The sequence below is a fragment of the Pseudomonas sp. P65(2024) genome (assembly GCF_057480955.1).
On the sequence record NZ_JBLIYX010000005.1, the window covers coordinates 302,964 to 325,023 of the forward strand.

At 65.9% G+C, this 22,060-nt stretch carries 24 protein-coding genes; 15 read left to right on the top strand and 9 right to left on the bottom strand.

Annotated elements, in window-relative coordinates:
* Position 1: 1 nt before the first annotated feature.
* Positions 2-1,249, bottom strand: a complete 1,248-nt coding sequence (lysA, locus tag AC25MA_RS10455) for a diaminopimelate decarboxylase (protein ID WP_486971999.1) — start codon at positions 1,247-1,249, stop codon at positions 2-4.
* 9 nt (positions 1,250-1,258) lie between these two features.
* Positions 1,259-1,465: an LPS translocon maturation chaperone LptM gene (gene lptM / locus AC25MA_RS10460; RefSeq protein WP_050703271.1), complete on the bottom strand. Its 207-nt coding sequence runs from the start codon at positions 1,463-1,465 to the stop codon at positions 1,259-1,261.
* A gap of 207 nt (positions 1,466-1,672) precedes the next feature.
* Here lptM and cyaY point away from each other — a divergent pair, with 207 nt between their 5' ends.
* The 3 genes from cyaY (at position 1,673) to rnk (ending at position 2,792) form a co-directional block, all read left to right on the top strand.
* Positions 1,673-2,005, top strand: a complete 333-nt coding sequence (cyaY, locus tag AC25MA_RS10465; protein ID WP_028688616.1) for an iron donor protein CyaY — start codon at positions 1,673-1,675, stop codon at positions 2,003-2,005.
* 1 nt (position 2,006) lies between these two features.
* The gene (locus tag AC25MA_RS10470) at positions 2,007-2,225 is read left to right on the top strand and encodes a DUF1289 domain-containing protein (RefSeq protein WP_028688615.1); all 219 of its coding nucleotides are present in this window, start codon (positions 2,007-2,009) and stop codon (positions 2,223-2,225) included.
* 156 nt (positions 2,226-2,381) lie between these two features.
* On the top strand, positions 2,382-2,792 hold the full coding sequence (gene rnk, locus AC25MA_RS10475; RefSeq protein ID WP_028688614.1) for a nucleoside diphosphate kinase regulator: 411 nt from the start codon (positions 2,382-2,384) through the stop codon (positions 2,790-2,792).
* Positions 2,793-2,837: 45 nt separating this feature from the next.
* Here rnk and AC25MA_RS10480 read toward each other — a convergent pair whose 3' ends face one another.
* The 3 genes from AC25MA_RS10480 to AC25MA_RS10490 all read right to left on the bottom strand — a co-directional run bounded on the left by AC25MA_RS10480 (position 2,838) and on the right by AC25MA_RS10490 (position 6,474).
* A complete protein-coding gene (locus AC25MA_RS10480) occupies positions 2,838-5,702 on the bottom strand; it encodes a class I adenylate cyclase (RefSeq protein WP_062359925.1) in 2,865 nt (954 codons plus the stop codon).
* Positions 5,703-5,868: 166 nt separating this feature from the next.
* Complete coding sequence (locus AC25MA_RS10485; protein ID WP_028688612.1) at positions 5,869-6,120, bottom strand: TIGR02647 family protein; 252 nt, start codon at positions 6,118-6,120, stop codon at positions 5,869-5,871.
* 51 nt (positions 6,121-6,171) lie between these two features.
* Positions 6,172-6,474 carry a hypothetical protein gene (locus AC25MA_RS10490; RefSeq protein WP_028688611.1) on the bottom strand — a complete coding sequence of 101 codons (303 nt, stop codon included), beginning with the start codon at positions 6,472-6,474 and terminating at the stop codon, positions 6,172-6,174.
* A 146-nt stretch (positions 6,475-6,620) separates the two neighbouring features.
* Between AC25MA_RS10490 and AC25MA_RS10495 the strand changes: the two genes are divergently transcribed.
* Positions 6,621-7,280 carry a glutathione S-transferase gene (locus AC25MA_RS10495; protein ID WP_062359924.1) on the top strand — a complete coding sequence of 220 codons (660 nt, stop codon included), beginning with the start codon at positions 6,621-6,623 and terminating at the stop codon, positions 7,278-7,280.
* Between the two features lie 122 nt (positions 7,281-7,402).
* Here AC25MA_RS10495 and argH read toward each other — a convergent pair whose 3' ends face one another.
* Positions 7,403-8,797: an argininosuccinate lyase gene (gene argH, locus AC25MA_RS10500; protein WP_028688609.1), complete on the bottom strand. Its 1,395-nt coding sequence runs from the start codon at positions 8,795-8,797 to the stop codon at positions 7,403-7,405.
* 297 nt (positions 8,798-9,094) lie between these two features.
* Between argH and AC25MA_RS10505 the strand changes: the two genes are divergently transcribed.
* The 7 genes from AC25MA_RS10505 to AC25MA_RS10535 all read left to right on the top strand — a co-directional run bounded on the left by AC25MA_RS10505 (position 9,095) and on the right by AC25MA_RS10535 (position 15,589).
* Positions 9,095-9,844: a LytR/AlgR family response regulator transcription factor gene (locus AC25MA_RS10505; RefSeq protein ID WP_028688608.1), complete on the top strand. Its 750-nt coding sequence runs from the start codon at positions 9,095-9,097 to the stop codon at positions 9,842-9,844.
* 167 nt (positions 9,845-10,011) lie between these two features.
* Positions 10,012-10,953 (top strand): hydroxymethylbilane synthase, encoded by a 942-nt coding sequence (gene hemC, locus AC25MA_RS10510; RefSeq protein WP_028688607.1) that lies wholly within the window; start codon positions 10,012-10,014, stop codon positions 10,951-10,953.
* A complete protein-coding gene (locus AC25MA_RS10515) occupies positions 10,950-11,717 on the top strand; it encodes a uroporphyrinogen-III synthase (protein WP_486972000.1) in 768 nt (255 codons plus the stop codon). The genes hemC and AC25MA_RS10515 overlap by 4 nt, the downstream gene beginning before the upstream one ends.
* Before the next feature lie 46 nt (positions 11,718-11,763).
* On the top strand, positions 11,764-12,864 hold the full coding sequence (locus tag AC25MA_RS10520; protein ID WP_486972001.1) for a uroporphyrinogen-III C-methyltransferase: 1,101 nt from the start codon (positions 11,764-11,766) through the stop codon (positions 12,862-12,864).
* Positions 12,861-14,099, top strand: coding sequence for a heme biosynthesis protein HemY (locus AC25MA_RS10525; protein ID WP_028688604.1), 1,239 nt, complete (start codon positions 12,861-12,863; stop codon positions 14,097-14,099). The genes AC25MA_RS10520 and AC25MA_RS10525 overlap by 4 nt, the downstream gene beginning before the upstream one ends.
* Positions 14,100-14,390: 291 nt before the next feature.
* Complete coding sequence (locus AC25MA_RS10530; protein ID WP_028688603.1) at positions 14,391-14,888, top strand: disulfide bond formation protein B; 498 nt, start codon at positions 14,391-14,393, stop codon at positions 14,886-14,888.
* 230 nt (positions 14,889-15,118) lie between these two features.
* A complete protein-coding gene (locus AC25MA_RS10535; protein WP_028688602.1) occupies positions 15,119-15,589 on the top strand; it encodes an Rsd/AlgQ family anti-sigma factor in 471 nt (156 codons plus the stop codon).
* 1 nt (position 15,590) lies between these two features.
* On the opposite strand, the gene AC25MA_RS10540 is transcribed toward AC25MA_RS10535, so the two are convergent.
* Positions 15,591-16,256, bottom strand: coding sequence for an FKBP-type peptidyl-prolyl cis-trans isomerase (locus AC25MA_RS10540; protein WP_028688601.1), 666 nt, complete (start codon positions 16,254-16,256; stop codon positions 15,591-15,593).
* A gap of 224 nt (positions 16,257-16,480) precedes the next feature.
* Between AC25MA_RS10540 and AC25MA_RS10545 the strand changes: the two genes are divergently transcribed.
* The gene (locus AC25MA_RS10545; RefSeq protein ID WP_088852178.1) at positions 16,481-17,563 is read left to right on the top strand and encodes an AlgP family protein; all 1,083 of its coding nucleotides are present in this window, start codon (positions 16,481-16,483) and stop codon (positions 17,561-17,563) included.
* Here the strand turns inward: AC25MA_RS10545 and AC25MA_RS10550 are convergent.
* Positions 17,539-18,018: a TIGR02444 family protein gene (locus AC25MA_RS10550; RefSeq protein ID WP_486972002.1), complete on the bottom strand. Its 480-nt coding sequence runs from the start codon at positions 18,016-18,018 to the stop codon at positions 17,539-17,541. The two genes, AC25MA_RS10545 and AC25MA_RS10550, sit on opposite strands and share 25 nt — an antisense overlap.
* Before the next feature lie 50 nt (positions 18,019-18,068).
* On the opposite strand from AC25MA_RS10550, the gene AC25MA_RS10555 reads away from it, so the two are divergent.
* The 3 genes from AC25MA_RS10555 to AC25MA_RS10565 all read left to right on the top strand — a co-directional run bounded on the left by AC25MA_RS10555 (position 18,069) and on the right by AC25MA_RS10565 (position 21,278).
* On the top strand, positions 18,069-19,979 hold the full coding sequence (locus AC25MA_RS10555; RefSeq protein WP_028688598.1) for an ATP-binding cassette domain-containing protein: 1,911 nt from the start codon (positions 18,069-18,071) through the stop codon (positions 19,977-19,979).
* Positions 19,979-20,566, top strand: coding sequence for a mechanosensitive ion channel family protein (locus AC25MA_RS10560; RefSeq protein WP_062359913.1), 588 nt, complete (start codon positions 19,979-19,981; stop codon positions 20,564-20,566). Before AC25MA_RS10555 ends, AC25MA_RS10560 begins: the two co-directional genes overlap by 1 nt.
* A gap of 79 nt (positions 20,567-20,645) precedes the next feature.
* The gene (locus AC25MA_RS10565; protein ID WP_028688596.1) at positions 20,646-21,278 is read left to right on the top strand and encodes a LysE family transporter; all 633 of its coding nucleotides are present in this window, start codon (positions 20,646-20,648) and stop codon (positions 21,276-21,278) included.
* A 28-nt stretch (positions 21,279-21,306) separates the two neighbouring features.
* Here AC25MA_RS10565 and AC25MA_RS10570 read toward each other — a convergent pair whose 3' ends face one another.
* Positions 21,307-22,059: a slipin family protein gene (locus AC25MA_RS10570; protein ID WP_028688595.1), complete on the bottom strand. Its 753-nt coding sequence runs from the start codon at positions 22,057-22,059 to the stop codon at positions 21,307-21,309.
* Position 22,060: the final 1 nt, after the last annotated feature.

The window sequence follows — 22,060 nt, forward strand, 5'->3', positions numbered from 1 at the left end:
CTCACTCCGGCAGCAGGCTTTCGCCGGCGAACAATTCGGCGACGGTCTCGCGGCGACGCACTTCGAAGGCCAGGTCGCCATCGACCAGCACTTCGGCGCAACGGCCACGGGTGTTGTAGTTGGAGCTCATGACGAAACCATAGGCGCCCGCCGAGCGGACGGCCAGCAGGTCGCCCTCGGCCAGGTCCAGCACGCGGTCCTTGCCCAGGAAGTCGCCGGTTTCGCAGATCGGGCCGACCAGGTCGTAGGCCCGGCCTTCACCTTCGCGGGGCTTGACCGCGCTGACGTCCATCCAGGCCTGGTACAAGGCGGGACGGATCAGGTCGTTCATGGCCGCATCGATGATGGCGAAATCCTTGTGCTCGGTGTGCTTGAGGTATTCCACGCGGGTCAGCAGCACGCCGCCGTTGGCGACGATGTAGCGGCCCGGCTCGAACACCAGGGCCAGGTCGCGCTCGCCGACGCGCTCGCGAATGGCGGCGATGTAGTCGGCCAGCAGCGGTGGTTGCTCGTCGCGGTAGCGCACGCCGACACCGCCGCCGAGGTCCAGGTGGCGCAGGTGGACGCCGCACTCGGCCAGGCGGTCGACCAGCACCAGCAGGCGGTCGAGGGCGTCGAGGAAGGGCTCGACGGTGGTCAGTTGCGAGCCGATGTGGCAGTCGACGCCGACCACATCCAGGTTCGGCAACTGCGCGGCACGCACGTAGATAGCCTCGGCGTCGGCGATGGCGATGCCGAACTTGTTCTCTTTGAGACCGGTGGAAATGTACGGATGGGTGCCGGCGTCGACGTCCGGGTTCACGCGTAGCGAAACCGGGGCCGTCTTGCCCATTTCGGCGGCAACGACCTGGAGGCGCTCGAGCTCGTCGGTGGACTCGACGTTGAAGCAGTGCACGCCCACTTCCAGAGCGCGGCGCATGTCGTCACGGGTCTTGCCGACCCCGGAGAACACCACGCGATCGGCGCGCCCGCCGGCGGCCAGGACGCGCTCCAGCTCACCGCCGGAGACGATGTCGAAGCCTGCGCCGAGGCGCGCCAGCAGGTTCAGCACGCCCAGGTTGGAGTTGGCCTTGACCGCGAAGCAGACCAAGTGCTCGACCCCTTGCAGGGCGTCGGTATAGCTGCGGTACTGGGCCTCGATATGGGCGCGCGAGTACACGTAGGTGGGCGTGCCGAAGCGTTCGGCGATCGCCGTCAGGGCCACCCCTTCCGCGAACAGCTCGCCGCCGCGGTAGTTGAATGCGTCCATGGGATTTCCTTACTGCGCGGGCGACTCTTCTGGCTGCTCTTGCGGCTGCACCAGCACCGGTTGCGGCTGGACAGGCTTGGCATGCTGGTGCGATTTGCGCGGGCCTTTGCCGTCCTTGCCGTCTTCAGGCAGGTACAGGGGGCCTTTCTGACCGCAGGCCGAAACGAGGCAGGCAACCGCGACCAGCGCCGCGAGGGAGGAAATCAGGCGTTTCATGGGTGAAATCCTTGGAAATATGCAGTATTGCGCCCGAGTATACCGAGCGCCCACCTGATTGCCTATGCAAGGGTCAGCCCCGCTCGGCGGGCATGGGCGACCGAAGGACATGCGGCTTTTTCTTACCGCGATTAGCTTGTAGCTTGAGGCGTTCGCCCTTATCGTGCCCGGCTTGCGTGTGTACAGCCATTTTTCGAGGTCCCTGCAATGAGTTTGAGCGAAGCGCGTTTCCACGACCTGGTCGATGCGACCCAACAGGCCCTGGAAGACCTGTTCGATGAAAGCGGCATGGACCTGGACATGGAGAACTCCGCCGGCGTTCTCACCGTCAAGTTCGACAACGGCAGCCAGCTGATCTTCAGCCGCCAGGAGCCGCTGCGCCAGCTGTGGCTGGCGGACAAGTCCGGCGGCTTCCACTTCGACTACGACGAAGAGAGCGGCAAATGGGTCTGTGAGAAGAGCGAAGAACTGCTGGGCGAGATGCTCGAGCGCATCGTCTGGGAACGCGCCGGCGAGAAGCTGGACTTTGACGAGATCTGAGATGAGCGACCTGCCCCGGCCACCCAAGCCGCTCTACAGCAACGTGAGCCCGGCGGTGCCATCACCTTGTATCAGCATATGTCGGCTGGATGAGCACAAGGTCTGCACCGGCTGTCACCGCCATGTCGAGCATATCCGCGAGTGGCGCTCGGCCGATGACGAGCGGCGCCGGCAGATCTGCCGCGAGGCGCTGGCCCTGAAATCGCGAGCACCGGCATAGGCACAACGAAGGTGTGGGCTTGAGTATTTGCCCCGCTGTGGTAGTGTCAGGGTCTGCGTCGATGACGCCACAGTATTTTGCAAACCCCGCCCTTGGGCGGGGTTTTGCTTTATCTGCCTGTTGAAAATTGCCTGTTCAAAGGAGTCTGACTGGATCATGAGCACCAAGCCTTCCCTCATCCTCACCCGCTTGGACGTGCAGCGTCTCGAGCGCCTGCTCGACGACCTCGATGAAAGCACCCCAGGTGTGCTCGCCCTGCAGGACGAGCTGGACCGTGCCGAGCAGGTGGTCGGGCATGAAGAGGTGCCGGCCGGCGTGGTGACCATGAATTCGCGGGTGCACTGCCGAGAGAGTGCCAGCGGCAAGGATTACCACCTGACCCTGGTGTACCCGAAGGATGCCGGCCCCGAGGGCAACGTATCGATTCTTGCGCCGATCGGCTGCGCCCTGCTCGGCCTGTCGGTGGGCGACCAGATCGACTGGCCGGCGCCGGGCGGCAAGACCCTCAAGCTGGAGCTGCTGGCGGTCGAGTACCAGCCGGAGGCGGCAGGGGATTTCGATCTCTGATACTGCGCATTCCCCTGTAGGAGCGGCCCGTCAACGCCGAGAGAGTCAGGGCTCCAGCCGCGCCTGCAACTGTTCCAGCCCATCGTTGAGCGCCTGCTCCAGCTCGCGCTTGTAGCGCAGGTACAGGCTGGTGGACCCCTGCTCGTCCTCCAGCAGCTCGGACAGGTCGAGGTCGGTGATGTAGCAGCGGTAACGGCCGCTGCTGCGCCGCTGGCCCAGGATCTGCCGGGCGACCACGGCATACAGCTGGTCGCCATGCTCCAGTTCGGAAAACTCCTGCTGGTCGCAGTAGAGCGTGACATGCACCCCGTCGCCGGTACCCGCCTGGAGGATCGCCTGGACCTCGTAGTAGGCCTGGTTCTGGCTGTCCATTGGCGTCTGTCGCGGCTCCAGGCTGCGTGCCTTGCCGAGGCCGGATGGCAGCAACTGGTAGTAGAGGATATCCAGCGACGCCAGCGGCAGGCTGTCCAGGGGCAGTTGGGCATCGCGGCGCATCAGCATCGATTGCAGGAAGCGTTGCAGCGGCAGCAGCAGGTGCTGCTCGTCCTGCAGCGGCAGCCGTTGCTGCCAGAGCGCGTTGTGCTCGTCGAGCACATACAGGTCGGCCCAGCCTTCGAACAGCCGGTAGAACACCTGGATACAGCCGGGGCGGCCCTGGGCCAGGACCAGCGGCAGGTCATGGTCCTGCAGGGCATGGGCGTCCAGGTGCAGCGGGCTGTAGCGGCTGCGCTCCTCGCCGAGGGCCGCCAGCACCGCGTCGTGGTCGGCGAGGCTGGCCAGGGTGATCTGCCCGGGCTGCAGGTCGAGGATGTGGGTGTGCTGGGCCACCTGCAGCAGGTAGCGGTGATTCAGGCCCTGGTCGAGCAGCAGCTGCACGGTGTCGAAGATGTCCTCGACCCGTTGGCTGATAGCCTGGGCGCGGTTGTGGCAGTAGCAGCGCACCCGCACCCGCGGGCGGTGGCTGCGCAGGCCCAGGCTGTTGAGGAAGTCGCGCAGGCAGCGCACCAGCGCATGCTCGCCATCGTAGCGCTGCACCAGGACCTCGTTCCAGCTGTTGAGGGTGATCTGGTCGAGGGTCAGCACCAGGTTCTCGCGCACCCCGGCGTAGCTCAGCGAGTCGGTGCGCTCGGTGGTCATCAGGATGTTCAGGTCGCGGTGATGGCGCAGCGGATCGACCCCGACATTCACCAGCAGCAGGATCTCGTCGGCCACGCTCGGTTGCAGCAGGCGCACCTCGCTGACCGTTTCCAGGGGCAGGGGGATGCTCTGTTGCAGGCTGCCGATCAGGTTGAACAGCTCGAACTCGCTCAGGTCGCTGGCGCCAGGGTGCAGGGCCAGGCGTGTGCCGCTGTCGATCACGCCGTTGCGATGGGCCCAGGTGAGCAGCTCGAGCAGTTCGCGGCAGCGCTTGATCGGGCTGAAGTGCTCCCACTCGTGCACGCCGAGGTTGCCGTTGTACAGGCCCCAGTGGTGGGTGCCCGGCTCCTTGCGGTTGGGCGAGTGCACCAGGGTCAGGGTGTCTTCGGCCAGGTCCGGGGCGATGCCCGGGTTGATCACCTCGATCTTGCCGGCCCGTCGCTCGAAGGCGGCGTACAGGCGCCGGCCGAGGACGTTGAGGTCGCGCTGGTCGGCGCGGCTGTTGGCGTTCTGCTGGCGGGCGAACTGGGTCAGGAAGCGGTAGCTGTGGTTCAGCTCGGCCACCAGCTCGCGGCGCTCGACCGCCACCTGGCGCACTTTCCACTGGCTGCGGCTGTCGAGCAACGCCAGCTGGCGCTCGTCCCAGCCCCATTCCTCGGTCAGGCGCCCGAGCAGCTGGCGCTGCCAGCCGCCGCTGCGGGTGCGGCCCAGGTCGCTTAGCTTCTTGTTCACTTTCAGGTACAGGCTGCGCCGCACCAGCTCCAGGCGCGCCGATTCGCCACGCTGAAGCAGGTAGCGTTCGATGCGCCGGTAGACCATGACGTAGGGGTCGAGCTCGTCCAGGTCCAGCTGGTTGGCGAACACGGCCTGCTTGTAGTCCAGGCTCAGGCAGCGCACCTGCGGGTGTTCGCTGGCGTAGGCCTCGGTGAGCAGCAGCTTGAGCAGCGATTTGTAGGGCGAGTCGATGCCCTTGAACAGCTGCCACAGCCCGGCACCGACATACTCGCCAGGCGGTATGTGCGCCAGGTTGCCGAGGTCCAGGGCGTCGGTGATGCGGATGAAGCGCTTGGCCAGCAGGGTCTGGGTAAAGTCGCGGTAGTTATGCTCCTGGTACACCGGCACCAGCCACCACAGCGGCGTACGCCCGGCCAGCCAGATGGCGGTGCGGTAGAACTCGTCGAGCAGCAGGTAGTGCTGGGTGGTGCCGCAGTCGTCGGAGCTGAGCTGGCTGTCGCGCTCGCCCCGGACGAAGCCGCGTGGCTCGATCAGGAACAGGTGCGCCTCGGCGCCCTGGCTGGCGGCCCAGGCTTCGAGCAGCTGGCATTTGCGGCGCAGGTCGGCCAGGGCCTGCTCGTCCAGGTCGGGGGCGTGGCAGACCCAAAGGTCCATGTCACTCTGCTCGGCCTGAGCCAGGGTGCCCAGGCTGCCCATCAGGAACAGGCCGTGGATTGGTTGCTGCGGCTTGCCGTGGCGCGGTTTGTAGGTGAACGAGCGGGTCAGGCGCTGGGCCTCGGCCAGCAGGTCGCTGTCGGGCTCGAAGCCGGATACGCCGGCGGGGGTGGTGCCCGACACATAGCCCGGCAACAGCGGGTGATTGACGTGGAAGAACAGCGGCAACAGGGTGAGGACCAGTTGCTGGCGCGTGGACAGCCCTTCCATGGCCCGTGCCAGGCGGCCCTGGTTGATCTTCAGGAAGCGCGCGCGCAGCTTGGACAGCTCCTTGCGGTCGATGCCTTGGTCGAGATCGGGGCGGATTTCATGGGGGTGGTACATTGCGCACTCAGGCAGGCCGGGGGAGCACTGGCGAGTTTAGCCTGAGTGGGGCGCTCGGATAAGGGGTTGCTGGGTTTTTGACGTCAGATTTGCAGCGCCCGTGCAAGCCATCGACGGTAAGCCCGCTCCTGCAGGTCTGCCGAGCTGCAGGAGCGGGAGCAGGGGTTCAGGCCGGCTGGGCGGATTTTGATTTGAGGATGGTCAGCAAAAGCCGGACGCTCTCAGCAGCATCGTTACCAAGGCTGGTGAGGTAACCGCCATCGGGTTGGTCGGTGAGCCCTTTGTCATGCAAGCGCTTGGCAGCGGCGACCAGGGCGGGGGAGGCGTCGCTGCTAACCTTGATGCCTTCCTGGTGGTTATCCAGGTTGAACTGAGAAAGGACTTCCAGTTCGGCGATCAGTTCGGGGGTAAAAGGCATGGGCAACTCCTGACTTCGAGACAAGGATGGAAGTCAGGAGTGTAGTCAGGCTTATTCGATGTCGCCTTGATCCGCCTCAGGTGGCAGCTCCGGCAGGGCCCGCAGGGCGGTTTCATACCATTCGGTGTTGAACGGACGGTCTTCGTCGAGCATGGCGTCGATTTCGATGGCCAGCACATGGGCCATGAGATTGAGGATGTCCTCGCGCTCGTAGCCGACCAGGGTCAGCTTGTTGAAGGTGGCCTTGGCCGCCGCGGGTTCGCCGCTTTCGATCTGGTTCTCGATGGCCTGGGTGAGGGTAGCCTCGGTGAAGGCTTCTTCGTCGTTGCCGTCGATCTCGTCGTGCTCGCTCATGGCGGTACTCCTGTGGTGAAGCGCATAGTGTGCCATGTCTGGGTTGGCAATGCCCGGCCATCAACGCCGAGCATGCCACTGGTCAAGGGCCGGGCAGGGGGCTATAACAGCCGGGCCAACCCCATACGGCCTTGGAGGCTGTCTCAATGCTCAAGCTTCATGGATTCGCAGTCAGCAACTACTACAACATGGTCAAGCTGGCCTTGCTGGAGAAGGGCGTGCCCTTCGAGGAGGTACCGTTCTTCGGTGGTCAGTTGCCTCAAGCCCTGGCCGTCAGCCCTCGCGGCAAGGTGCCGGTGCTGGAGACCGAGCACGGTTTCATCAGCGAAACCGGGGTCATCCTCGACTACATCGAACAGACCCAGCCGGGCAAGGCGCTGCTGCCGGCCGATGCCTTCGGGCAGGCCAAGGTGCGCGAGCTGCTGCGGGAAATCGAGCTGTATATCGAGCTGCCGGCGCGTACCTGCTACGCCGAGGCGTTCTTCGGCACGGCGGTGGAGCCGCTGATCAAGGAGCGGGCGCGGGCGGACCTGCTGGCGGGCTTCGCCACCCTCAAGCGCAACGGGCGGTTCCAGCCATACGTGGCCGGTGAGCAACTGACCATCGCCGACCTGATGTTCTGCTTCTCGGTAGACCTGGCCTGCGCGGTGGGCAAGAAGGTGCTCAGTATCGACTTCCTGGCGGATTTCCCGCAAGCGAAGGCGCTGTTGCAGTTGCTGGGCGAGCACCCACACATGGCGCGGATCGTGGCGGACAAGGACGCGGCGATGCCGGCGTTCCTGGAAATGATCAAGAGCAAGCGCTGACTGGCGTCGGGGCCTTTTGCTGGCAAGCCGGCTCCCACGGATACAGCGAAGCGCTGAGGGCTGTGTGATCGGAGTGGGAGCCGGCTTGCCGGCGAAAGGGCCGCAAAGCGGCCCCTGACTGCTTAGCGAGAAGCCAGCAAGGCCTTGCCGCGCGCGACGGCCGCGCGCACCTGGGCCGGCGCGGTGCCGCCGATGTGGTTGCGGGCGTTGACCGAACCTTCCAGGGTCAGCACTGCAAACACGTCCTGCTCGATCTGGTCGCTGAACTGGCGCAGTTCGTCCAGGCTCATCTCGGCCAGGTCCTTGCCGGTATCGACACCGTACTTCACCGCATGGCCGACGATCTCGTGGCAATCACGGAACGGCAGGCCGCGGCGCACCAGGTAGTCGGCCAGGTCCGTGGCGGTGGAGAAGCCGCGCAGGGCCGCTTCGCGCATGATCGCGTGCTTGGGCTTGATCGCCGGGATCATGTCGGCAAAGGCACGCAGTGAGTCGCGCAGGGTGTCGGCGGCGTCGAACAGCGGCTCTTTATCTTCCTGGTTGTCCTTGTTGTAGGCCAGCGGCTGGCCTTTCATCAGGGTCAGCAGGCCGGTCAGGGCGCCGAACACGCGGCCGCTCTTGCCGCGCACCAGCTCCGGCACGTCTGGGTTCTTCTTCTGCGGCATGATCGAGCTGCCGGTGCAGAAACGATCAGGCAGGTCGACGAACTGGAACTGGGCGCTAGTCCACAGCACCAGCTCTTCGGAGAAGCGCGACAGGTGCATCATCGCGATGCTCGCCGCCGAGCAGAATTCGATGGCGAAGTCGCGGTCCGAGACGCTGTCCAGCGAGTTGCCGCCCACGGCCTCGAAGCCCAGCAGCTTGCAGGTCAGTTCGCGGTCGATCGGGTAGGTGGTGCCGGCCAGGGCGGCGCTGCCCAGGGGCATGCGGTTGGCGCGCTTGCGGCAGTCCACCAGGCGCTCGTAGTCACGGCTGAGCATCTCGAACCAGGCCAGCAGGTGGTGGCCGAAGGTCACCGGCTGCGCGGTCTGCAGGTGGGTGAAGCCGGGCATGATGGTCTCGGCCTCGCGCTCGGCCTGCTCCAGCAAGCCCTGCTGCAGGCGGGTGATCTCGGCCAGGATCAGGTCGATCTCGTCGCGCAGCCACAGGCGGATGTCGGTGGCCACCTGGTCGTTGCGGCTGCGGCCGGTGTGCAGCTTCTTGCCGGTGATACCGATGCGGTCGGTCAGGCGCGCTTCGATGTTCATGTGCACGTCTTCGAGGTCGACGCGCCAGTCGAAGGAGCCGGCCTCGATTTCGCCCTGGATGGTCTTCAGGCCATCGATGATGGTGTCGCGCTCGGCATCGGTGAGGACGCCGACCTGCGCCAGCATGGTGGCGTGGGCGATCGAACCCATGATGTCGTGGCGGTACAGGCGCTTGTCGAAATCGACCGAGGCGGTGAAGCGGGCGACGAAGGCGTCGACGGGCTCACTGAAGCGGCCGCCCCAGGACTGATTGGTCTTGTCGGTGCTCATGGATTCACTCGTTGAAGGCGTGAACGGAAAAAGTGCGCCGATCATAGCAGGGTTGCGCCCGCCGCCGCAGGGCGCTGGTCGCGAGAATCGTCCCGTTACAAGGGGGTGCGGCATATTCAACGATTGAACGGCAGTGTTCCACGGAGCGTCTACAGTTGGACAAAGGACTGGCGGTGAATCTGCCAGACCAGTGAATCTTTGGCCTTCGCACCGGTCTGTAGCGTGACCGCGTTTCGGTCGCCCCACACTTGTCTACGCTATACCCGTGCGAGACTCACTCAGGAATCCAGCGCAATTATGAATGTCCTGATCGTTGATGATGAACCCCTGGCCCGCGAGCGCCTGAGCCGGCTGCTTGGCGAGCTGGAGGGGTACACCGTGATGGAGCCCAGCGCCACCAACGGCGAGGAGGCCCTGACCCTGATCGAAAGCCTCAAGCCCGATGTGGTGCTGCTGGATATCGGCATGCCGGGCCTCGATGGCCTGCAGGTCGCCGCCCGGCTGTGCGAACGCGAGTCGCCGCCGGCGGTGGTGTTCTGCACCGGCGACGATGAGTACGGCAGCGAAGCTTTCAGGGACAGCACCCTGAGCCATGTCGACAAGCCCATCCAGCCGCAGGCCCTGCGCGACGCCCTGCGCCGGGCAGAAAAACCCAACCGGGCCCAACTGGCCGCGCTGACCCGCCCCGCCAGCGATGCCGGTGGTGGCCCGCGCAGCCATATCAGTGCCCGTACCCGCAAAGGCATCGAGTTGATCCCCATTCCCCAGGTCATCTACTTCATCGCCGACCACAAGTACGTCACCCTGCGCCATGAGGCGGGCGAAGTGCTGCTTGACGAGCCGCTCAAGGCCCTGGAGGACGAGTTTGGCGAGCGTTTCGTGCGCATCCACCGCAACGCGCTGGTTGCCCGTGAGCGCATTGAGCGCCTGCAGCGCACGCCGTTGGGGCATTTTCAGCTCTATCTCAAGGGCCTGGACGGCGACGCCTTGACCGTCAGCCGCCGCCATGTGGCGGGGGTGCGCAAGATGATGCAGTCCTTGCACTGAGTACCTGTTCGTAGCGTGGGAGCGGGCTTGCCCCGCGATGAGGTGTTGCCCGCCATCGCAATCGCGGGTCATGCCCGCTCCCGCGTGGCGCTTTGCTGATCTGAATCTGCGGGCACACCCAGAGGAGCTGTTATCATCGACCGCATTTCTCTGGATCGGTGCGCTTCATGTCCACTCGCGAAATCCGCATTGCCACCCGTAAAAGTGCCTTGGCCCTGTGGCAGGCCGAATACGTCAAAGCCCGCCTGGAGCAGGCGCATCCTGGTCTTCTGGTGACCCTGGTGCCGATGGTCAGCCGCGGCGACAAGCTGCTCGACGCGCCGCTGGCGAAGATCGGCGGCAAGGGCCTGTTCGTCAAGGAGCTGGAAACCGCCCTGCTCGACAACGAGGCCGACATCGCCGTGCACTCGATGAAGGACGTCCCCATGGACTTCCCCGAGGGCCTGGGCCTGTACTGCATCTGCGAGCGTGAAGACCCGCGCGACGCCTTCGTTTCCAACACCTTCGCCAGCCTCGAGGCCTTGCCGGCCGGCAGCATCGTTGGCACTTCCAGCCTGCGCCGCCAGGCCCAGTTGCTGGCGCGCCGGCCCGACCTCGAGATCCGTTTCCTGCGCGGCAACGTCAACACCCGCCTGGCCAAGCTCGATGCCGGCGAGTACGACGCCATCATCCTCGCCGCCGCCGGCCTGATTCGCCTCGGCTTCGAGGACCGCATCACTGCCTCCATCAGCGTCGATGACAGCCTGCCGGCGGGCGGCCAGGGCGCGGTGGGCATCGAATGCCGCAGCGCCGACGCCCAGATCCATGCCTTGCTGGCGCCGTTGCACCATGCCGACACCGCCGATCGGGTGGTGGCCGAGCGCGCCCTGAACAAGCGCCTCAATGGCGGCTGCCAGGTGCCGATCGCCTGCTACGCGGTGCTCGAAGGCGAGCAGCTGTGGCTGCGCGGCCTGGTTGGCCAGCCCTCCGGCGGCACCTTGCTGGTGGCCGAGGCCCGGGCGCCGCGTGCCGATGCCGAGCGCCTGGGTGTGCAGGTCGCTGAAGACCTGCTCGGGCAGGGGGCCGAGGCGATCCTCAAGGAAGTCTACGGCGAGGCCGGCCACCCGTGAGCCCCTGGCGCCTGCTGCTGACCCGCCCTGAAGAGGACTGTGCGGCGCTGGCGCAGACCCTGGCCGACGCGGGCATCGCCAGCGCCAGCCTGCCGTTGCTGGTGATCGAGGCGATCGCGCCGGCCCCTGAGCAGTTGCAGCGCCTGCGGGCGATCGCCGAGGCCCACGCCATCATCGTGGTCAGCAAACCGGCGGCCCGCCTGCTGCTGGAGCAACTCGCCCAAGCGGGAGTGACGCCGCCGTTCGCCGGCTGGTTCACGGTGGGCGAGGCAACCGCGCGGATCCTTCAGGAGCGCCGGTTGCAGGTGGCCTTCCCGGCTGTCGGCGACAACAGCGAAGCCTTGCTCGCATTGCCCGCCCTGCGCGAGGCTATCGCCGTGTCGGCACCCCGCGTCCTTATCGTGCGCGGCGTCGGAGGTCGTGAACTGCTGGCCGAGCGTCTTGCCGAGCAAGGTGCTAGTGTCGATTATCTGGAATTGTATCGCCGCTGCCTGCCGCACTACCCTGCCACGACCCTCGCCCAGCGCATCGATGGGGAACGCCTCAATGGCTTGGTGGTCAGCAGTGGGCAGGGTCTGGAACACTTGCAGCGACTGGCGGGTGCGGATTGGCCGCGGTTTTCCCGCTTGCCGCTGTTCGTGCCCAGCCCCCGGGTGGCCGAGCAGGCCCGAGCGCTCGGGGCGAAAGACATTGTGGATTGCCGTGGCGCCAGCGCCGCGGCCTTGCTGGCAGCCGTGCAGCGAACCGCTGTGCCTGCCCCTTAAGGCGCTAAGCTAGAGAGCTATGCGCCACCATGCAAAGGATGGATACGTGAGCGAAACTGTCTTGTCCAACACTGAACAGCCCGCGGCGCCCGAGGCGCCGCAATCCGCCACCGCCAAGCCCGCCCGACGCTCCGGCAACGGCCTGGCGCTGCTGGCCCTGCTGCTGGGCGCCGCCGGCGTCGCGGTCGGCGGCTGGAGCGTCTGGCAGGTCCGTCAGCTGCAAGGCAGCGAGCAAGGCCAGGGCGAACACCTGCAAGCCCTCAATCAACGCGCCGACGCGCTGCAGCAGCGCGAGCAGCAGCTCAGCGCGCAGCTGGCCAGCTTGCCGGCAGCCAGTGAGCTGGAAGACCGCCGGCGCCTTGTGGCGCAATTGCAGGGCGACCAGCAGCGCCTGAGCCAGCGCCTGGAAACCGTGCTCGGCGAAAGCCGCAAGGAGTGGCGCCTGGCCGAGGCTGAGCACCTGTTGCGCCTCGCCACCCTGCGCCTGTCGGCGCTGCAGGACATCACCAGCGCCAAGGCGCTGGTCGAAGGTGCCGATGAGATCCTCCGCGAGCAGAGCGACCCGGGCGCCTTCGCCGCCCGCGAGCAACTGGCCCGCAGCCTGGCGACGCTGTCCAGCACCGAGCAGCCGGATCGCACTGGGCTGTTCCTCAAGCTCGCCGCGCAGCGTGAGCTGGTGCAGCAGCTCAGCGCCCAGTCGCCGGAGTTCGACAGCAAAGCCGACGCCATGGGCGCGCTGACCGCCGATGGCGACGGCGCCAGCCGCTGGTCGCAGTGGTGGGCGGAGATCTCCAAGTACTTCCAGATCGAGTTCAATGCCGACGACAACGTCCGCCCGCTGCTGTCCGGGCAGTCGCTCAACCAGCTGCGCCTGGCCCTGAGCCTGACCATCGATCAGGCGCAATGGGCGGCGCTCAACGGCGAGGCCAAGGTCTATGCCCAGGCCCTGGACGACGCGCGCAGCGTGTTGCTGGCCAACTTCAACCCGGACAACCCGCAAAGCAAGGCGATGCTCGACAGCTTCAACCAGCTGGCCGAACAGCCGGTGTCGGTGGTCACGCCTGACCTGAGCGAGAGCCTGGCCGCGGTGCAGGCCTACATCCAGCGTCGCCACCTACCGGCCGCCGCCGAGGGGGCCAAGCCATGAAGCGAGTGTACCTGCTGGCGGTGCTGGCGATCGTCGTTGCCGCGGCGCTGGGCATCGCGATTGCCAAGCATAGCGGCTACGTGCTGATCGCCTACGGCGGCTTCCGCTATCAGTCCGGGCTGTGGGCGGCGCTCGGCGCGCTGGTTGGCATCATCGTGCTGCTGTTGCTGCTGCGTTACCTGGTCGGCCTGGTGCTGACCTCGTCCGGGGTGGTCAACCCGTGGTCGCGGCGCAACCGCAGCCGCCGTACCCGCATCGCCGTCGAACAAGGCCAGCTGGACCTGGCCGAGGGGCGCTGGGCGAGTGCCCAGCGCCACTTGCAGCGTGCCGCCGAGTCCGACCGCCAGCCACTGCTCTACTACCTCGGTGCCGCTCGCGCCGCCAACGAACTGGGACGGGTGGAGGAGCGTGACAACCTGCTCGAACGTGCCCTGGAGCGCCAGCCCCAGGCGGAGCTCGCCGTTGCCCTGACCCATGCCCAGTTGCAGATGGACCGGGGCGAGAGCGAGGGTGCGCTGGAGGCCCTGCAGGCGATGCAGGAGCGTCACCCGCACAATGCCCAGGTGTTGCGCCTGCTGCAGCGCCTGCACTTGGAGCGCGGTGACTGGCCGGCGTTGATCCGCCTGCTGCCGGACTTGCGCAAGCACAAGGTGCTGCCCGCGGCGGAGCTTGCCGACCTGGAGCAGCGCGCCTGGGGCCAGAACCTGGGCCTGGCGGCGACCCGTGGCGAGGATCCGCAGACGGCGCGCCAGGCGCTCGAGCGCGCCTGGCAACAGCTGACCAATGCTCAGCGTCAAGAGCCGCAACTGGTGTCTGCCTATGCCGAACAGCTGCGTCAGGTCGGTGCCCAGGGCGAGGCCGAGCAGGTGCTTCGCGGCGCGCTCAAGCGCGGCTACGAAAGCCACCTGGCACGCCTGTACGGGCTGGTGCGCGGCGACGATCCGGCGCGCCAGTTGCAGACGGCCGAAGGCTGGCTGAAGGAGCATCCGCAGGACCCGAGCCTGCTGCTCACCCTCGGCCGGCTGAGCCTGCAGAACCGCTTGTGGGGCAAGGCGCGTGATTATCTGGAGAGCAGTCTGCGCATGGAGCGCAATCCGGAAACCTGCGCCGAGCTGGCACGCTTGCTGGCCGGGCTTGGTGAGACCGAGCGCAGCAATCAGCTGTTCCAGGAGGGCCTGGGGCTGCTGGATGAGCGCCTGCTGGCGTTGCCGCTGCCGGAGGGTGTTCGGGCCTGAGGGCTCAGTGGCCACGTGACGTACTGTTGCGCATCGCGGGCATGCCTGCCGGTGCAGGTGCGATGTTTTGCCAGCGGCGTGTTGCATTTTCTGATGAGCGATGACTCAAGACGCGCCCTCTGCGGGGAGGGCGTTGAATCTTCCTTCCTTCGCGTCGGAATATTCCCACGCTCCACAAAAATGATTCTCTAGCCATTCAGCGACTTGTCTGCACTGTAGCGCCTTGATACAAAGCGCTCCTTTCCTCTACCGTTTCAAACCACTTCCTTCATTTTCGGATCACATCTACCCATGTCGCTGGCCTGCTTGCGCAGCTCGTTCCTTCCCGCCTTCCTGGCCGCCGTAGTGGTGCTGGTTGCGTCGTTCCGTCTCGAGAACGTGGTTGGCCTGGATCCCTGCGCGTTGTGTTTCAGCCAGCGCCTGATGCTGGGCTGTTTTGCGCTGACCTGCCTGGTCGCCACGCTACACACCGGCGCCCGCCGCTGGCATGCCCGGCTGGCGCTGCTGTTCGCGTCGGCTGGCGCCTTGCTGGCGGGGCGGCATGTCTGGCTGCAGGCCGAGCCGCTGCCGGTCAGCGGTTGCCACCTGCCCCTGGCGCACCTGGTCGAACGCCCGTGGAGCGAGATTCTGCAGGCGTTCCTGCTGGGCAGCCCGGACTGCGTGTCGGTCAACTGGAGCTTCCTCGATCTGACCCTGCCGGAATGGAGCCTGCTGGCCTTCCTGTTGCTGGCGGCGGTGCCGTTGTCGTGGCTGGTGCTGTATCGATTGCGCCAGGACGCGGCGGGTTGATCCACGGCAATGCACCGGGCATTGCGCGACCAGCGGTGGCCGGCAACGGGATTAAACGCTTGTATGAACTTTGTCTGCTGCGTACCTTGAAGGGCAGGTCGCGCGGGAATAATCTCGCAGCACGCTTACCGAAAATACAACTGCTCGATGCCGTTTGCTGACGTCACCTTTGTGCCACGGTGTTGTGTCGCGAGGTGCAGCGGCATCTACCCAGAAGGGAAGAGATCGCCATGCTCGATAGTTGCCAGAACGCCCAGGAACGCTGGGGCGGTGTTCACAAGCTGATCGATCGTTGGCTGGAGGAGCGCCAGGAACTGGTGCAGGCCTTCCGCGCGTTGCGCGATGCCAAGCCGGCCTTTGCCGACAAGCACCACAACGGCGGATTCTGCGAGGTCCTCGTCGACTACGTCTCGGCGTGGCACTTCGAGGTGTGCGAACAGCTCATCAGCGAGGCCAAGGCTTTTGGCGACGAGCGTGCGCTGGAGCTGGCCGAGGAAATCAACCCGCGGATCAACGACATCACCCAGATCGCCCTGGCCTTCAACGACCACTGCGCCAAGGGCGAATGCACCGACACCGAACGCTTCGCGGAAAAGCTGGGCAAGCTCGGAAGCCTGTTGCACGAGCGTTTCGAGCTGGAAGACTGCCTGATCGAAGTGCTGCACAACGCCCACAAGCAAGAGGACGCGGTGCAGGCCTGATTCAGTCGGCCACGTCCAGCAGTTCGATCTCGAACACCAGTGGGGTATAGGGTGCGATCAGGTCACCCGCACCGTCGGCGCCGTAGGCTTGCGCCGACGGGATCACCAGGCGCCATTTCGCCCCCGCCTTCATGCGTGGCAGCGCCACCTGCCAGCCCTCGATCACCGAGTCCAGCTTGAACCATTGCGGTTGCAGGTTCTGGTCGAACACCGTGCCATCCGGCAATTTCCCTACATAGCGCACCTGCACGCGACCGCTGGCCTTGGGTTGTGCGCCGCTGCCGCTGGCCAGCTCGCTGTAGAGGATGCCCTCAGGCAGTTCGCGTACCCCGGCCTTGGCCCGTTCGCCGGCGATGAAGCGTTTTTCCGCTTCCACCAGCTTGTCCACCTGGGCCTGTTCGGCGGCGGCGTTGGCTTGCGTCTCGTGCTGTTCGAGGATGGCCTGCATGCGTGACTTGGCAATGCGGGGCGGCTGGCCCTGATAGGCCTGGCGCAGGCCTTCGACCAGGGCGTCGAGCTGCAGGCCGGGGACTTCCTGGCGCAGGCGCTCGCCCAGGCTGGCACCGAGGCTGTAGGCCAGGTCGCTGTCGTTGGCGGGGGCGGTTTCGGCGTTGGCCAGGGCGAGTGGCATCACCAGGCACAGGCCCAGAGTCAGATAACGAGGCATGAACGGTTCCTGCGGCAAAGAGCGCAAAGTATGCCAGCGTTATTGGGCGAAGATGTGTAAATATCGGCAGTGCACTAATGGGCAACTACACTTGTTTCCAGCTGCAAGACAACAACTTTGCCCAGGCATGCAACGCGGCGCTACTGAGACTGTCAACATGCCCTAGCGGCGGTAGCAGCAGAAGCATAGTATGAGCCGCACTCTCGTCAGCCAGGAGGTAAACCATGTCGGCCAAGAAGAAAGCAGTCAGTACGCCGTTGCACCTGCTCCAGCAACTTTCCGGTAGCTTGCTCGAACATTTGGAAGATGCCTGCTCCCAAGCGCTGGCGGATGCCGAGAAACTGTTGGCCAAGTTGGAAAAACAACGTGGCAAGGCCCAAGAGAAACTGCACAACGCTCGTTTGAAGTTGCAGGACGCCGCCAAGGCCGGTAAAGCCAAGGCTCAGGGCAAGGCGCAAAAAGTCGCCGGAGAACTTGAGGACTTGCTCGATTCGCTCAAGGATCGCCAAGCGCAAACCCGTACTTATATCCAGCAACTCAAGCGCGATGCCCAGGAAAGCCTGAAGCTGGCCCAGGGTGTCGGCAAGGTGCGTGAGGCCGCCGCCAAGGCCTTGGACTCGCGTACTGCGGCACCGAAAGCCGCCGCGAAAGCTGCAGCCAAACCAGCGGCCAAGCCTGCTGCCGCCAAGGCACCGGCGAGGACTGCTGCCGCTAAACCTGCCGCCAAGCCAGCGGCCAAACCGGCTGCCGCCAAGGCACCGGCGAGGACTGCAGCCGCAAAACCTGCCGCCAAGCCAGCGGCCAAACCGGCTGCTGCCAAGGCCCCGGCGAAGACTGCAGCCGCAAAACCTGCCGCCAAGCCAGCGGCCAAACCGGCTGCCGCCAAGGCCCCGGCGAAGACTGCAGCCGCGAAACCTGCCGCCAAGCCAGCGGCCAAGCCTGCTACCGCCAAGGCCCCGGCGAAGACCGCCGCCGCGAAACCTGCTGCCAAGCCAGCGGCTAAACCAGCTGCTGCCAAGGCACCGGCAAAGACCGCTGCAGCGAAACCAGCAGCCAAATCAGCGGCCAAGTCTGCTGCCGCCAAGGCCCCGGCCAAGCCAGCAGCGGCCAAGCCCGCCGCCAAACCTGCAGCCAAGACAGCAGCCAAACCGGCCGCTGCCAAGGCTCCGGCCAAGCCTGTAGCCAGCAAACCAGCCGAAAACCAGCCAGCCACGCCGACCGCCAGCACCACCCCGGCGCCTGCGAACAGCGCGGCCACGCCTGCGGCAACCGCCACACCGGCTCAGTCGTCGACTTCGGCGTCCTGAAGCTCACGGGCCGCGGCGCGCAGTTGATGCAGCGCGTCGTGGTCCCGGGCCTGGTCCGGCGCCAGCCGGGTCAGCCAGTCCTGCGCGGCGCCCGCTTGCGCAGGCCACTCGTGCGCCAACGCCTCCAGGCGCTCCAACAAGGTGCGTTCAGCCTGTAACTCCAGCGCCTTCACCTGCTCACGCATCACGCTCAGTCGCGGGTCGGCCAGCGCCTGCTCGCGCCATTGCCGGCGTAGCATGCGTAGCGGCGTCACCACGTCGCGTTGCCAGGGGCCGGCAAGGGCCTTCAAGGCGGTAATCCTTTGTTCATCGGCGGCCACGCCGCGGGTCTGCAGCCAGGTGCCGCAGAGCAGCAGGCAGACATCGCCGCCCAGTTCCTGGAGGGTCAGGCTGGCGGCTTCGACGCCTGGCCGGGCATACAAGGCCAGGGCGTGATTCCACAGGTCGGTGTGCATGGTTTCACTCGCGCCAGTGATCGACGAAGCTGGTAGACTCCGCGACCATCATGATCAGACTATCGAACCTCACTTTACAGCGTGGTCCCCAGCGCCTGCTAGAAGGCGCCGAGATGACCCTGCACACCGGTCACAAGGCCGGCCTGATCGGCGCCAACGGCGCCGGTAAATCCAGCCTGTTCGCCCTGCTGCGCGGTGAGCTTTCGCCCGATGCCGGCGATTGCCTGCTGCCCGGCGACTGGCGCATCGCCCACATGCGCCAGGAGGTCGACACCCTTGACCGCATCGCCGTGGACTATGTGCTCGACGGCGACGCCCGCCTGCGCAAGGTGCAGGCGGAGCTGGCCGCCGCCGAGCAGGCACACGACGGCACCGCCCTGGCGCGCCTGCACAGTGAGCTGGACAGCGCCGACGGCTACACCGCCGATGCCCGCGCGCGCAAGCTGCTGGCCGGCCTGGGCTTTACCAACGAGCAGATGGACCGCCGCGTCGGCGACTTCTCCGGTGGCTGGCGAATGCGCCTGAACCTGGCCCAGGCACTGATGTGCCCGTCCGACCTGCTGCTGCTCGACGAGCCCACCAACCACCTGGACCTCGATGCCATCCTCTGGCTGGAAGAGTGGCTCAAGGGCTACCCGGGCACGCTGCTGCTGATCTCCCACGACCGTGATTTCCTCGATGCAGTGGTCGACCATGTGCTGCATGTCGAGCAGCGCAAGCTCAATCTCTACAAGGGCGGCTACAGCGCCTTCGAGCGCACCCGCGCCGAACGCCTGGCGCAGCAGCAGCAGGCCTACGAGAAGCAGCAGGCGCAGCGCGCGCACATGGAAAAGTACATCGCCCGCTTCAAGGCCCAGGCCACCAAGGCCCGCCAGGCACAGAGCCGGATCAAGGCCCTGGAGCGCATGGAGGAGCTGTCGGCGGCCCATGTCGATTCGCCGTTCGACTTTGTCTTCCGCGAGTCGGAGAAGATTTCCAGCCCGTTGCTCGACCTGTCCGAAGGCCGCCTGGGCTATGGCGACAAGGCCATCCTCGAGAAGGTCAAGCTGCAACTGGCGCCGGGTGCGCGGATCGGCCTGCTCGGCCCCAACGGCGCGGGCAAGTCGACCCTGATCAAGAACCTCGCCGGCGAGCTTCAGCCGCTGTCCGGGCGCCTGGTGCGCGGCGAGAACCTCGCCGTCGGCTATTTCGCCCAGCACCAGCTCGACTCGCTGGACGACAAGGCCAGTCCGCTGCTGCACCTACAGCGCATCGCCCCGGGCGAGCGCGAGCAGACCCTGCGCGACTTTCTCGGCGGCTTCGATTTCCACGGCAACCGTGTCGACGAGCCGGTGGTGAATTTCTCCGGTGGCGAGAAGGCCCGCCTGGCCCTGGCGTTGATCGCCTGGGAGCGGCCGAACCTGCTGCTGCTCGACGAACCGACCAACCACCTCGACCTTGAGATGCGCCTGGCGTTGACCATGGCCCTGCAGGAGTTCGCCGGTGCCGTGGTGGTGGTGTCCCACGACCGTCACCTGCTCAAGAGCACCACCAACGACTTCCTGCTGGTGGCCGACGGCAAGGTCGACACCTTCGACGGCGACCTGGACGACTACAGCCGCTGGCTGGTCGAGTACCGCCAACGCAACGCGCCGGTGAGCAGCGCGCCCGCGAACCCGGACAAGACCGACAAGAAGGCCCAGCGCCAGGCCGCTGCGGCCCTGCGTCAGCAGTTGGCACCGCACAAGAAGGCGGCCGACAAGCTGGAGGCCGAACTCAACCAGGTGCACCAGCAACTGGCCGAGATCGAGACGACGTTGGGCGACAGCGGTCTGTACGAGGCCACGCGCAAGGATGAGCTGCGCGACTTGCTGGCCCGTCAGACCAAGCTCAAGCAACGCGAAGGCGAGCTTGAGGAAGCCTGGATGGAAGCCCTGGAAACGCTGGAAAGCATGCAGGCCGAGCTCGAGGCGCTGTCCTGATGGAGGCGCTGCGTTCGCTGCTGCCGGGGCAGTGGATGGACTCGTTCTGGCTGGGGCTGCAGATCCTGCTGATCCTGATCGCCGCCTTCGTCCTGCAGCGCATGGTCGCGCGCGGCCTGCGCAGCCTGGGCGAGCGCTACCCGTTGCCGCACGAGCTGATGGTGCCGGTGCGCGGCGCCCTGCGCTGGCTGATCATGGGCAGCGCGCTGCTGTTCGTGCTCGAGCGCATGGGGGTGTCCGCCACGGTGCTGTGGACGGCATTGTCGGGCTTCGTCGCGGTGGCGGCGGTGGCGTTCTTCGCCATCTGGAGCGTGCTGTCCAACCTGCTGTGCGCGGTGCTGATCTTCACCGTCGGACCGTTTCGCATTGGCGATGTGGTCGAGCTGGTCGATACCCTCGACAAGCCGGGGGTGAAAGGCCGGGTGATCGCCATCAACCTGCTGTACACCACGCTGATGGAAACGCCGGAAGCCGGTGGAGCGCTGGTGCAGGTGCCGAACAGCCAGTTCTTCCAGAAGGCCGTGCGGCGTTGGCGTGGCACTGAAGCCGCCGTGGCGGCCAAGCCTGAGGCGATGGAAACCGACTGAAGCCGCAGAATTGTCTGGTTATTTTTTCGCCAACACCTTAGCTTAGCGGTTTGCAAAAGCTGTTAGAGCGAGGTGTGCGATGTCGATGGAAACGTGGTTGGCCTTCTTTGCCGCGTGCTGGGTGATCAGCCTGTCGCCGGGCGCCGGGGCAATCGCCTCGATGTCCAGTGGGCTGCAGTACGGCTTCTGGCGTGGTTACTGGAACGCCCTGGGCCTGCAATTGGGCCTGATCGTGCAGATCGCCATCATCGCCGCCGGTGTTGGCGCCATCCTCGCCGCGTCGGCCACCGCCTTCCAGGTCATCAAGTGGTTCGGCGTCGCCTACCTCGTCTACCTCGCCTACAAGCAATGGCAAGCCCTGCCGATGGACATGAGCGACGAGTCCGGCGTACGACCGATCGGCAAGCCGCTGAGCCTGGTGTTCCGCGGCTTCCTGGTCAACGTCAGCAACCCCAAGGCGCTGGTGTTCATGCTGGCGGTGCTGCCGCAGTTCATCAACCCGCACGAGGCGCTGTTGCCGCAGTATGTGGCGATCACCGTGACCATGATCAGTGTCGACATGCTGGTGATGGCTGGATATACCGGGCTGGCTTCGCGGGTGCTGCGCCTGCTGCGCACGCCGAAGCAGCAGAAGCGCCTGAACCGTACCTTTGCCGGGCTGTTCATCGGTGCGGCGACGTTCCTCGCTACCTTGCGTCGCGCGCCGCTTTGACGCGTGATGGGGCCTCCCAGAGGCCCCATCAGCGCTGCTTGTCCACCAGCCCCTTGAGCAGATCCACCGGCAGCGGAAACACGATGGTCGAGCTCTTGTCCCCGGCGATCGACCCCAGCGTCTGCATGTAGCGCAGCTGCATCGCCCCCGGCTCCTTGCCCAGCATCTGCGCGGCCTGCATCAGCTTCTCCGAGGCCTGCAGCTCGCCTTCGGCATGGATCACCTTGGCCCGTCGTTCGCGCTCGGCCTCGGCCTGGCGGGCGATGGCGCGGACCATCGACTCGTTGAGGTCGACATGCTTGATCTCGACGTTGGCCACCTTGATGCCCCAGGCGTCGGTCTGCGCGTCCAGCACCTCGCGGATATCCGAATTCAACTGCTCGCGCTCGGCCAGCAGTTCGTCCAGCTCGTGCTTGCCGAGCACGGCGCGCAGGGTGGTCTGGGCCAGCTGGCTGGTGGCGGTGAGGAAGTTCTCGACCTGGATGATCGCCTTCTGCGGGTCGAGCACGCGAAAGTACAGCACGGCATTGACCTTGACCGAGACGTTGTCGCGGGTGATCACGTCCTGGGAGGGCACGTCGAGCACCACGGTGCGCAGGTCGACCCGGACCATCTGCTGGATGCCGGGAATCAGGATGATCAGCCCCGGGCCCTTGACCTGCCAGAAGCGCCCGAGCTGGAACACCACGCCGCGCTCGTACTCGCGCAGGATGCGCAGGGCCGAGAGCAGCAGTATGCCCAGCAGCACCAGCACGGCGCTGAATCCGAATTGCATGAACATC